The sequence below is a fragment of the Caballeronia temeraria genome, assembly GCF_001544795.2.
In the GTDB taxonomy this organism is placed as follows: Bacteria; Pseudomonadota; Gammaproteobacteria; order Burkholderiales; family Burkholderiaceae; genus Caballeronia; species Caballeronia temeraria.
Genome location: NZ_FCOI02000012.1, coordinates 217495 through 229662, shown reverse-complemented (window position 1 = coordinate 229662; position 12168 = coordinate 217495). Strand labels below are relative to the sequence as shown.

At 64.4% G+C, this 12168-nt stretch carries 12 protein-coding genes; 5 read left to right on the top strand and 7 right to left on the bottom strand.

Translation table 11 applies throughout. The features are described 5' to 3' along the window. The 5 genes from AWB76_RS19180 to AWB76_RS19160 all read left to right on the top strand — a co-directional run. Positions 1–210: hypothetical protein (locus AWB76_RS19180; RefSeq protein ID WP_063936362.1), on the top strand; the 210-nt coding region annotated here is incomplete at its 5' end. 47 nt (positions 211–257) lie between these two features. Then, a complete protein-coding gene (locus tag AWB76_RS19175) occupies positions 258–515 on the top strand; it encodes a hypothetical protein (protein ID WP_061161708.1) in 258 nt (85 codons plus the stop codon). Positions 516–553: 38 nt separating this feature from the next. Further along, positions 554–811 (top strand): hypothetical protein, encoded by a 258-nt coding sequence (locus tag AWB76_RS19170; RefSeq protein ID WP_061161707.1) that lies wholly within the window; start codon positions 554–556, stop codon positions 809–811. A 125-nt stretch (positions 812–936) separates the two neighbouring features. Next, positions 937–1638, top strand: a complete 702-nt coding sequence (locus tag AWB76_RS19165) for an SDR family NAD(P)-dependent oxidoreductase (RefSeq protein ID WP_061161706.1) — start codon at positions 937–939, stop codon at positions 1636–1638. Between the two features lie 118 nt (positions 1639–1756). After that, complete coding sequence (locus tag AWB76_RS19160) at positions 1757–2461, top strand: GNAT family N-acetyltransferase (RefSeq protein WP_061161705.1); 705 nt, start codon at positions 1757–1759, stop codon at positions 2459–2461. Positions 2462–2465: 4 nt separating this feature from the next. Here AWB76_RS19160 and atzF read toward each other — a convergent pair whose 3' ends face one another. The 7 genes from atzF to AWB76_RS19125 all read right to left on the bottom strand — a co-directional run bounded on the left by atzF (position 2466) and on the right by AWB76_RS19125 (position 12116). Then, positions 2466–4265 carry an allophanate hydrolase gene (atzF, locus tag AWB76_RS19155; protein ID WP_061161704.1) on the bottom strand — a complete coding sequence of 600 codons (1800 nt, stop codon included), beginning with the start codon at positions 4263–4265 and terminating at the stop codon, positions 2466–2468. 44 nt (positions 4266–4309) lie between these two features. Beyond that, complete coding sequence (gene uca, locus AWB76_RS19150; protein WP_061161703.1) at positions 4310–7891, bottom strand: urea carboxylase; 3582 nt, start codon at positions 7889–7891, stop codon at positions 4310–4312. Between the two features lie 161 nt (positions 7892–8052). Continuing rightward, a complete protein-coding gene (locus tag AWB76_RS19145; protein WP_061161702.1) occupies positions 8053–8697 on the bottom strand; it encodes an urea amidolyase associated protein UAAP2 in 645 nt (214 codons plus the stop codon). A gap of 13 nt (positions 8698–8710) precedes the next feature. Next, complete coding sequence (locus tag AWB76_RS19140; protein ID WP_061161701.1) at positions 8711–9418, bottom strand: urea amidolyase associated protein UAAP1; 708 nt, start codon at positions 9416–9418, stop codon at positions 8711–8713. 17 nt (positions 9419–9435) lie between these two features. Continuing rightward, positions 9436–10209, bottom strand: coding sequence for an ABC transporter ATP-binding protein (locus tag AWB76_RS19135; protein ID WP_061161700.1), 774 nt, complete (start codon positions 10207–10209; stop codon positions 9436–9438). Further along, positions 10206–11021 carry an ABC transporter permease gene (locus AWB76_RS19130; RefSeq protein ID WP_061161699.1) on the bottom strand — a complete coding sequence of 272 codons (816 nt, stop codon included), beginning with the start codon at positions 11019–11021 and terminating at the stop codon, positions 10206–10208. Before AWB76_RS19130 ends, AWB76_RS19135 begins: the two co-directional genes overlap by 4 nt. A 30-nt stretch (positions 11022–11051) precedes the next feature. Further along, entirely contained in the window at positions 11052–12116 is a 1065-nt protein-coding gene (locus AWB76_RS19125) for a putative urea ABC transporter substrate-binding protein (RefSeq protein WP_061161698.1), read from the bottom strand. Between the last annotated feature and the right edge of the window lie 52 nt (positions 12117–12168).

The window sequence follows — 12168 nt, the reverse complement described above, 5'->3', positions numbered from 1 at the left end:
GAAATGGGCGCCATCGTCGGCGGCTCGAGCATCTTCCAGAACAACGGCATCAACTCCAACTACAACAGCGGCTTCTCCTTTGCCAGCCCGCAAACCAACGTCGCGCCCGTCACGCAAGTCGACGCCTCGCAGCACACCGACGTCGACGTGAAGAACATCACCAAGTCGCTCGCCTCGGTCGGCAGCCTGCTTGGCGGCGTCGCGCTCTGATCGCCGCATCGCACTCACACACTCATACACGCATCCGGAGAACCATCATGTTGAAGATCGAATCCCTCGCAGTCAGCAAAGAACTCGACCGTGAAGAAATGGGCGCCATCGTCGGCGGCTCGAGCATCTTCCAGAACAACGGCATCAACTCCAACTACAACGGCGGCTTCTCGTTCGCGAGCCCGCAGACCAATGTCGCGCCGGTGACGCAGGTCGATGCCTCGACCCACACGAACGTCGATCTGACCAATGTCACGAAGTCGCTCGACGCGGTCGGCAGCGTGCTCGGCGGTGTGAAGCTCTAAGCCCTCGTTCAGCCATTCACGTCATCAGGAGAGACATCATGTTGAAAATCGAAAACCTCGCCGTCAGCAAGGAACTGGGTCGTGCTGAAATGGGCGCAATCGTCGGCGGTGCGAGCATCTTCCAGAACAACGGCATCAACGCAAACTCGATCACCGGTTTCGCGTTCGCCAGCCCGCAAATCAATGTCGCTCCGGTCACGCAGGTCGATGCATCGCAGTACACCAACGTCGATCTGACCAACGTCACGAAGTCGCTCGACGCCATCGGCAGCCTGCTGCACGGCGTGAAGGCTTGAAGAACTGAAGGCTTCATCGTCGACGGGAGAAGGAACCATCTCGGTTCCTTCTCCTTTTTCACGTGTCGCGCACCGATTTCGCTTCGCGGCTATCATCGGCTTCACCTCCGTCCGAGCGTGAAACCATGAGCACACTTCCCTACAGCAGCGCCCTCATCATCGGTGCCGGACCCGGCATCAGCGGTTCGCTTACCCGGCGTTTGCGCGCTGAACACATCCCGGTGGTCATCGCGGCGCGCAATGTCGACAAGCTTTCGACGCTCGTCGATGAAACCGGCGCGATCGCGCTGCCCGTCGATGCCTCCGATGCCGGCGAGATGGAAACGCTCTTTGCCGAGACCGAGGCCCGCATCGGCGCGCCGGAAATCGTGATCTACAACGCGAGCGGACGTGTTCGCGGACCCATCGCCGAACTCGATCCGGCCGCGGTCGCGCGGGCCGTCGCGGTGTCGGCGCTCGGCGCGTTCAACGCGGTCCAGCAGGCGGCGCGGCGCATGATTCCGGCGGCCAAAGGCGCGATCCTGCTCACCGGCGCAACAGCGGGCGTCAAGGGTTTTGCGCTGTCCGCGCCCTTCGCGATGGGCAAATTCGCGTTGCGCGGCCTCGCGCAGAGCGCCGCGCGCGAACTGGCGCCAAAGGGCATTCACGTCGCGCATTTCGTGATCGACGGCGGCGTGCGCGCGGAGCATCGCGCCGATCCGTCCGACGCGCCGGACAGCACGCTCGATCCCGATGCCATCGCGCAAACCTATCTCGATGTGCTGCGCCAGCATCGCAGCGCGTGGACGTGGGAAATGGAGTTGCGGCCGTGGGTGGAGAAGTTCTGACGGGCTACGCGCTCGTCTGGCGCGAATGCCCCTAAAAATGTCATTTCCGACAATAGCCGATTCACTCCGTTTTGCCTAAAGTGACCGATACCCGATCACGTCAGCAACCGGAGCACACATGAGCCGTCCGACTCACGCAGCACTCGACCGCCCCATCTGGAGCGCGCTCACCACGAAGCAGGCGCATCTCGGCCAGGGCGACGCGCTCGCGCGGCGTTTTCATCCCGATGTCGCGCCGTTCGCGGCGGTCGCATCGGAAACGCCGGACGCGTGGCGCGCGCTGCACGCGCTCATGCAGCCCGGCGAGCTTGTCGCGATCCTGTCGACGGATACGCTCCCGGGCATAGACGCATTGCAAGCGAAGCGCGTCGGCACGATCAATCAGATGATCGCGACGCAGCGCTTCACGCAGATCATCGACGACAGCGACGTGATCGCGCTCGGCGCCGCCGATGTCGACGACATGCTCGCGCTCGTGCAACGCACGAAGCCCGGCCCGTTCGGCAGGCGCACGCGCGAAATGGGCCGCTACATCGGCATTCGCGAGCATGGCGAACTCGTCGCGATGGCGGGCGAGCGCATGACAACAGACGGTTATGTCGAAATCAGCGCCGTGTGCGTCGATGAACGGTGTCGCGGGCGCGGGCTCGCCGGACGGCTCATGAACATCCTGCGCAAGGAAATCGGCGAGCGCGGCGACACGCCGTTCCTGCACGTGTTCAGTCACAACGAAGGCGCCATCGCGCTGTATGAACGGCTCGGCTTCGGAGTGCGCCACGCGTTCGCGCTCACGCAAGTCGGTCACGCCGCATCCGCCGATTGAACCCTCACGCGGCGCGATCGAGCCACGCGCGCCAGCCGCCGTATCGCGTGATGTCGACGGCGCCTTCGAGCGCGTGCGCCTCGCACACGAAGCCGGTTTCCCAGCGGCCGTCCGCGAGTTCGACCTTGCCGAGCGCGAGCGGCGCGGGAATGCCCGCGAGAAACGAACCGACTTCCGCGCTCGGCAAATCCCAGACTTCGATTGCGATCGCCGCGCCGTTGGCTTCATCGCGCGTCATGCCGGGCCGTGCAATCGCGCCGCCCGCGAGCGCAACCAGCCGATAACGCGGCGCGCTGACGGTCGCTTCGACGAGGCGTGCGCCGCGCGTCGTCAATTGCCCGTTGAGCGGCAGGCCCGCGAGATGCGCGCCGCACACGACGAGCTTCATGCGGTCGTCACGCGCGGCGTGCGCGGGCGCATCCGTATCGTGTCGCGCATGTCCGGCGAGCGGGACGGCGAGCTTGCGATGCAGCGCATCGGCGACGCTCAGCAGATATTGATCCGTGAAAGCGCGTCCAAAGAGCGTCACGCCCCACGGCAAGCCGTTCGCCATGAAGCCCGCGGGCGTCGCGACGGCGGCGTAATCGAGCAGATTCATGAAGTTCGTGTAATGCCCGAGCAGCGAATTCGCGCCGATCGGATCGCGCTCCAGTTCATCGAGCGTGACCGCGCGCGGAATCGATGGCGTCAGCACGCAGTCCAGCTCCGCGAGCACGGCATCGCAACGTTGCTTCGACGTCTGCAGCCGGTATTGCGCGCGGAACGCATCGACGGCGCTCGCGCCCGGCGCTTTCGCGAGGACGTCGCGTATCACGGGCAGCACGGCGCCGGGCTGCGTTTCCAGCAGCACGTCGGTCACGCTGTAGCGTTCCGCGACCCACGGCCCTTCGTAGAGCAGACGCGCGGCTTCGATGAACGGCGCGAAATCGATATCGACCGCCTCGCCGCCGATCGCTTCGAGCGCCGCGCGCGCGTTCGCGAAGAGCGCGGGGCTTTCATCGCACCCGGCGAATTCGAGCTGACGCGGCACGCCGAAGCGAAAGCGCGCGATCTTGCCGAACGCCGCCGCATCGTTCCATTGCGGATTCGCGCGGCTGTACGCATCGGCGGGATCGTGGCGCGCGGTGAGCGCGAGCAGTTCGCTCGCTTCGCGCGCGGTCGCGGTGAAGTACGTCACGCAATCGAGCGTGCGGCACGCGGGCACGACGCCCGCCGTCGACAGCAGCCCCTTTGTCCCTTTCGTGCCGACGAGATTGTTGAGCGCGGCGGGCACGCGGCCCGAGCCGGCGGTATCGGTGCCAAGCGCGAAGCTCGCCACGCCGAGCGCGACGGCCAGCGACGACCCCGCGCTCGATCCGCCCGACGGATAGTTCGCGAGCACGCTGTTGCGGCACTTGCCGTAGGGCGAGCGCGTGCCGTTGAGACCGGTTGCGAACTGATCGAGATTCGTCTTGCCGATGGGCACCGCGCCGAGCGCGATCAATTGCGCGACGAGCGTGGCCGAGCGGCCGGGCATGTACGCGAAGGCGGGGCACGCGGCTGTGGTCGGCACGCCCGCGAGATCGATGTTGTCCTTGATCGCGAACGGCACGCCGTACAGCGGCAGCGCGTCGATATCCTGTTCGTCGAGCGCCGCGAAATACGGCTCGATTTCTTCATCGCTCAGAAGATGAATGAACAGCCGATAGTCCGGGTTCAGCATTGCGGCGCGCTCGCGCAACGTGCCGATGAGTGCGCGCGGCGTCGCGCGGCCTTCGCGATAAGCGGCGCGCAAAGCCGGAAGACGCAAGTCGAATGTGTCCATGTCCGATGATTCCCCAGATGCGTTGTTGTCATGAGACGCGCACGTCATGCGCGCTGCTCGATCACGGCGACGCGCTGCCCCGCGCGCACCGACACGCCCGGCGCGACATGGATCTCGCCGACAGTGCCCGCGCAAGGCGCGATCACGGATATCTCCATCTTCATCGACTCGATGACGACGAGCACATCGCCCGCTTCGACGCTCGCGCCCGGTTCCACGCGCACTTGCCACAGGTTGCCCGCGATTTCGCTGTCGACGGCGATCTGACCATCCGCGAGCGGCGCGATCTCCGCCTCGACGGCGACGGTTTCATCGAGCGTCGCTTCGTCGCTGCCGGCTTCGTGCCAACGCTGCCGCTCCGCCGCGAACGCTTCCTGTTGATGCGCGCGAAACGCCGTGATGTCATCCGCTTCGCGATCGAGAAACGCCTGATAGTCCGCGAGAGACAGCTCTGTCTCCTCGATCTTCAGCGGATAACGACCGAGTGGAAACGTCTCGCGGATGCGCAGAAGTTCATCGGCGGAGACTTCGTAGAAACGGATCTGATCGAAGAAGCGCAACAGATACGGACGGCCCGCGAAATCCGCGACTTCGCGATAGCGGTTCCACATCTGCAGCGTGCGGCCGACGAACTGATATCCGCCCGGCCCTTCCATGCCGTACACGCACAGATACGCGCCGCCGATGCCGACCGAGTTCTCCGCCGTCCACGTGCGCGCCGGGTTGTACTTCGTCGTCACCAGACGATGACGCGGATCGAGCGGCGTCGCGACCGGCGCGCCGAGATAGACGTCGCCCAGGCCCATCACGAGATAGCTCGCATCGAACACGACGCGCTTCACGTCGTCGATCGAATCGAGACCGTTGATGCGGCGAATGAACTCCAGATTGCTCGGGCACCACGGCGCGTCCTTGCGCACGGTGGTCATGTACTTGTCGATGGCGAGCCGGCACGCGGGATCGTCCCACGACAGCGGCAGATGCACGACGCGCGACGGCACCCGCAAATCCTGTTGCAGCAACACGCCGCGCCATGCGCTAGCGATGTGTTCGAGCAGCGTGTCGAGCGGCAATCGTTCCGGCTGATAGTGAATCTGCAGCGAGCGGATGCCGGGCGTGAGATCGACGACGCCGGGCAACTGCAACGCTTCGAGCGATTGCATCAGCGCATGGCCGCGAAAGCGCAGCACGAGATCGAGCTCGGACGGACCGATTTCGAGCAGCAGATGCGTGTCGCCGGAAAGACGCGCGACGAGCCGTTCATCGCCCTCGTTGATATCCGATACGATCGGCGATCGCAATGTCGTTTGCGGCGCCGCAGCTGCGTCGGCGGGCCACGATGAAACCGCCGCGCGCGCCGACGCGATATCGACCGGTACGAAGCGCACTTTGTCGCCTGCCTTCAACTGCCCGATTTGCCACAGATCCGCTTCGATCACGGTGACCGGACACACGAAGCCGCCGAGACTCGGGCCGTCCGGACCGAGAATCACGGGCATGTCGCCGGTGAAATCGATCGCGCCGACCGCGTACGGATTGTCGTGAATGTTCGACGGATGCAGCCCTGCTTCGCCGCCATCGGTGCGCGTCCATTCCGGCTTCGGTCCGATGAGACGCACGCCCGTGCGGCTCGAATTGAAGTGGACTTCCCACGCCGTATTCAGAAAGCGCTCGATGTACGGCGCGCTGAAGTATTCCGGCGCGCCATGCGGTCCGTAGATCACGCGCAACACACGCACGTCGTCGAGACGATGCGCGAGTGCATCGGGCAAGGCCGCGCCTGCATCGCGATTCGTGAGTGCGTGCAGATGCAACACGTCGCCCGCACGCAGCGCGCGCCCGCCATGCCCGCCGAACTGGCCGAGCGTGAAGGTGCTGCGGCTGCCGAGATAGCGCGCCACATCCAGCCCGCCGCGCACGCACAGATACGCACGCGCACCCGCGCCGCGAATCGTGCCGAGCGCGAGCGTCGAGCCGGCCGCGATGAAGAACGTCGTGTTCATCGGCTGCGCGATGTCATCGAGCATGACGGGCAGCGTCGCACCCGTCACGACGACCACCGCATCCGTGTTGAAGCGCAGCGTGGGACCGCTCATCGTGATTTCAAGCGCGGCGGCATCGTCGTCGTTGTCGAGCAGACGATTGCCGAGGCGCAGCGCGCGATCGTCCATCGGTCCCGATGGCGGCACACCGACGGCCCAGTATCCCGGACGGCCCGGATAGTCCTGCACCGTCGTCTGCGTGCCGCCGCTCACCACTTCCATCGTCGATGCGCGATAGCGCAAGTCTTCGAGACAACGCGTCCACGGATGTCCGCTCGCGAAAGGCGCATCCGCGAGAATCTGCCGCAGATAAGCGCGATTCGTTTCGACGCCATAGATGCGCGTTGCTTCGAGCGCGGCATCGAGCGCGTGGCGCGCTTGGTCGCGCGTCGGTTGCCATGCGATGAGTTTCGCGAGCATCGGATCGAACCACGGCGGCACTTCGCAACCGGCTTCGATCCATGTGTCGATGCGCAGCGCGCCGCCATCGGACGATGGGAACGACACGTCGGTCAACAGCCCCGGACAAGGCTTGAAATCGCGGCCCGGATCTTCTGCATAGAGACGCGCCTGGATCGCATGGCCGCGCGGCGCGAGATCGCGCATGAGCGTATCGAGCGGCGGCAAAACGCCCGCCGCGAGCTCGATCATCCAGCGCACGAGGTCCACGCCCCACACCTGTTCGGTCACGCCGTGCTCGACCTGCAAGCGCGTATTCACTTCGAGAAAATAGAAGCGCGCCGCCTCGCTATCGTAGACGAATTCGACCGTGCCCGCCGAGCGATACGACACCGCGCGCGCGAGGCGGATCGCGGCATCGCAAAGCGCGGCTTCCATGCCATCGGGAAGATTCGGCGCGGGCGTTTCTTCGAGCACCTTCTGGTTGCGCCGCTGCACCGAGCAGTCGCGCACGCCGAGCGCGATGGCGTCGCCCTTGCCATCGCCGAACACCTGCACTTCGAGATGCCGCGCGCGTTCGATGTACTTCTCGAGAAACACGCCCGCATCGCTGAAATTGTTCTGCCCGAGCCGCCTGACGATATCGAACTGCGCGGCGAGTTCGTCACCGGAACGGCACACGCGCATGCCGATGCCGCCGCCGCCCGCCGTGCTCTTGAGCATCACCGGATAGCCAATGCGTTGCGCCGCTTCGAGCGCCGCGCCGATATCGTCGACGAGGCCGGTGCCTTCGAGCATCGGCACGCCCTGTTCGGCGGCGATCGCGCGCGCGGTGTGCTTCAGGCCGAATGCGCGCAATTGCGCGGGCGTCGGCCCGATGAACGCGACGCCCGCCGCTTCGCATGCTTCCGCGAACGCGGCGTTCTCCGACAGAAAGCCGTAGCCCGGATGAATCGCCTGAACGCCGTGTTCGCGCGCGATGTCGAGAATCTTCGCGATGTCGAGATAGGTGACGCTCGCGGCGCCGTCGCCGAGGCTGCATGACGTATCGGCGAGATTGACGTGACGGCTCGCGCGATCCGCCTTGCTATAGACGGCCACGCCGTGGACGTTCAGTTCGCGCAATGTGCGCAGAATGCGGCACGCGATCGCGCCGCGATTCGCGATGAGGACTGTGTCGAACATGAGTGGATGTTCAATGCGTGGGCGGGCCGTCCCGCCACGTGGGCATGCATGCCGGGGTCGTCCCCGGCATGTCGATGTTCAGTGCTTCGCGCGGCGTTCCATCGGCAGAAGACGTTGCGCGCGTGCCTTCATCATCGTGTAGAGCCAGCGGCGCAAGGTGCTCAGTTCCATATCGTCAGCTCCGCCGGCGTCGGGTTGTACGCGTTGCATGGATTGTTCAGTTGCGGGCAGTTCGAGATCAGCACGATCACGTCCATCTCAGCGCGCAGCTCGACGTATTTGCCCGCACCCGAAATGCCGTCCTCGAACGTGAGGCCGCCATCGGAGGTCACCGGCACGTTCATGAAGAAGTTGATGTTCGCGGCGATATCGCGCTTCGAGAGGCGGCCATCGTGCGCGCACGCGCGCAGATAGTTGTCCCTGCAACTATGCATATAGCGCTTCTCCAGCGCGTAGCGAACCGTGTTGCTTTCCTGCGCGCATGCGCCGCCGAGCGTGTCGTGCCGGCCGCACGTATCGGCGACGATCGTCAGCAGCGGATTGCCGAGATTCGAATAGAGCACCGTGCCCGTCGTCAGATACAGGCTTTGCTGGCGTCGCAGCGTGCGCTGCGCGTCGTAGCGCTCGCGCGGATCGGCGGCGTTATAGAAGAGCGTATCGATGGCCTGATTGCCTTCGACATCGCGAATGCGCAGCGTCTGCCCCGCCTTCAGTTCCTTGAGCCACGGCTCGCCTGCGGGCAAGGTTTCGCGAAAGGCCGCGTCGGCGGGATCGAGCGTGCTGGCCGTGAGTGTGGATGTCGTCATGCGCGTCGCTCGCTCAGAGAAAGAATCGTTCGGTATTGATGAAGCCGCGCGTGTTTTCATCGCACGACGTGCGGCAGATTTCCGCCACATCCGGCGACGCGTTGTTCAGCGTGAGCTTCACCGGCTTCGGCGCGTATTCGGGATTCGGATCGAGCGGATGCTGAATCGCGGTCAGCACGACGAGCGTGTTCATCGGCGCATACAGTTCGATGTAATCGCCCGCTTGCGAGTTGCCTTTAACGAAGCTCAACGCGCCCGCATCGGTTACGTCGACGCGGCTGAAAAGATTCAGCGTCATCAAAAGATCCGCGATGCCGAGTCCCCACTTGCCGAGTTCGACGAGCAAGTTGTCCGTTCCGTTGCGATGAAACGCGTTGCGCATTTCCTGATAGCGGCCTTCGCCATATTTCTCGAACACTTCCGCAGCATTCGATACACCCGCGAGGCTGTCATGCCAGCCGCACGTATCCGCGACGATCGCGGCGAGCACGCGGCCCATGTCCGAATAAAGGCAGTGGCCTTTCGTGAGCTTCGCGGTGTGCTGGCACTTGAGCGTGTCGGGCAGATTCAGGCGCTCGCTTTTTTCGGTTGCATTGAACATCAGCATGGCGACGTTCGCGCCGCCGCGCACATCCGTGATGCGCAGCGACTGGCCGCGCTTCACGATCAGCGACGCATGACCGCCGCCGGGAATCGTCTCTTCGAGCAGGGTTTCGTTCATGTGTTATGTCCTTTCGTTCATGCGGGCACGGCGAGCAGCGAAGGCATGTCCATCGCCGTCTGCGGTGCGCGCACGCCGTTGCGTTCGAGCGGAATGTCGTACGTGATGCGCGCGCCGTATGCCTGCGGCGCTTGCGGGTCGATGCGCACCTTGTCGAAGACGAGCACGCGGCTACCGAGCGTGAAGCCTTCCTTCAGATCATGCGTGACCATGAAGACGGTCAGCTTCGCTTCGCGCCACAGGCTCGTGAGCAGTTCGTGCATGTCGCGGCGAATGCCGGGATCGAGCGCGCCGAAGGGTTCGTCGAGCAAGAGCACGCGCGGCTTCATCACGAGCGCTTGAGCCAGCGCGAGACGTTGCTGCATGCCGCCGGAGAGTTGATGCGGATACTTGTCGAGCGAATCGGCGAGGCCGACACGCGCGAGCATCGCGACGGCTTCATCGCGTGCGAGACGCCTGCGCGTGCCGAACAGCCGTCCCGTGAAGCGCGCATGCGGCAGTTCGAGGCCGAGCATTACGTTGCGCAGCACGGTGAGATGCGGGAACACCGAATAGCGTTGGAACACGACGCCGCGATGCGGGTCCGGCTCGCCCGGCAGAGGCTCGCCGTCGAGCAAAATTTCACCGCGCGTCGGGCGTTCCTGGCCGAGCAAGAGGCGCAGGAAGGTCGACTTGCCACAGCCCGATGCGCCGACCATCGAACAGAATTCGCCTTCCGCGATACGCAGATTGAGCCGCTCCAGCACGACCTGATCGTCGTACTGCTTCCAGAGGTTGCGTATCTCGATCATGCGCGGCCTCCGTTGTACCAAGGGAACGCCCATTGCGTGAGACGGCGCAGCGCTTCGTCGATGAGCCACGCGAGCAGCGTGATCCACGCGACATACGGCAGGATCACGTCCATCGCGAGGTAGCGGCGCACGAGGAAGATGCGATAGCCGAGGCCGTCCGTCGATGCGATCGCTTCCGCGGCGATTAGAAAGAGCCACGCGGAACAGAGCGCAAGACGCAGCGCGATCAGAAGACGCGGCAGCAGTTGCGGCACGATCACGCGCAGGATCAGCGTCCAGCTCGACGCGCCGAGCGTCTGCGCCTTGATCCACAATTCCTCCGGTATTTCGCGCGTGCGCTGCTGCAGATCGCGGATCATCATCGGCGTGATGCCGATCACGATCAGCACGACCTTCGACAGCTCGTCGAGGCCGAACACGATGAAGAGAATCGGCAGCACGGCGAGCGGCGGGATCATCGATATCACCGTGATGAACGGCGAAAGCGTCGCGCCCGCGAGCGGGATGCTGCCCGTCACGATACCGAACACGAGCGCGATGGCCGCACTCGCGACGAGCCCGATGCCGAGCCGCTTCATGCTCGATATCGTGTCGCTCAGCATCAGATGCTCGCCGGTGCGCTTGTCTTCGGTGAACGCGTATTCGTTGAGCGCCTCCTTCATCTGCGCGGCGGACGGCAGCAGTTTGTCGTCGGGATTCGTCTGCAGACGCAGCGACGAGCCGGTGAAGTACACCGCCACGAGCACGATGAAGGGCAGCAGCAACAGCATCAGACTGCCGGTGCGGCCGGGATGTCGGTTGATGAGCCGCATGGGCCTCTCCTCGTCAGAATGCAGCGGCGCTCACAGCTTGCCTTGCGCGGCCATGCGCACATAGGTCGGATCGAAGCGCAGCTTCAGGTTGCTCTTGCTGCCGACGACCACGTTGTTGTCGAACGCCATGCCGACCGCGCCCGCATTCGGCGCGCCCTTGCCGAGCAGACCGTGATCGAACGAGAACTGCGCGACGCGCGTCATGATCTTCGGCATGTCCGGGCTCGTCGCGAAGTCGAGCGCCTGTTGCGGCGTGTAGAAGAGCGCGGTGGTCGAGAGCTGCGACCTGTAGCCGGCGAGATCGGTGCCCGAGGCTTTCGCCATCGACGTGAGCGCGGCTTCGCTATCCGGCGACGATCCGTGCATCGTCTGCATGATCTCGAACCATGCGCCCGTGAGTGCTTTCCCGAGCGCGGGGTTGTCGTGCAGCGTCTTCGTGTTCACGACCATCATGTCCATGATCTCGCCCGGAATGCGGCTCGAATCGAACACTTCGGTGACGTTGGGCTTCGCCTTCAGATCGGCGAGCATCGGGTTCCACGTGACCGCGTTGTGCACGGCGGTCGTCGCGAATGCGCCGGAGATATCGGCATCGGACGTATTGACGGTCTTGATGTCGCGTTCGCTCATGCCCGCCGATTCGAGCGCGCGCGCGAGCAGATAGTGCGACACCGAAAGCTCGACGAGATTGACCGGCTGGCCCTTGAGATCGGCGACCTTCTTGCCCGCGCCCTTGACGAGCACGCCGTCGTTGCCGTTCGAGTAGTCGCTGACGATCAGCGCGGTGCTGTCCACGCCGCCCGTCGCGGGAATGGTGAGCGCGTCCATGTTGGTCATCGCGCAGCCATCGAACTTGCCGGCCGTGTATTGATTGATCGATTCGATGTAGTCGTTGAGCTGCACGACATCGACATTGATGCCGTACTTCTTCGCCCACTTGGACATGATGCCCTGCGTCTTCGCGTAGCCCCACGGCATCCAGCCGGCATAGATGGTCCAGCAGACCTTGAAGTCCTTGCGGGCCTGGGCGAACGAAGGCGTGGAGAAACACAGGGAGAGAGCGACGGCGGCAGCGCCGAGAAAGCGAATGCGCATGAGGTTGACCTCGCAGGAAACGGTTATCGACGGCAGGAGCGGCGCGACGCAT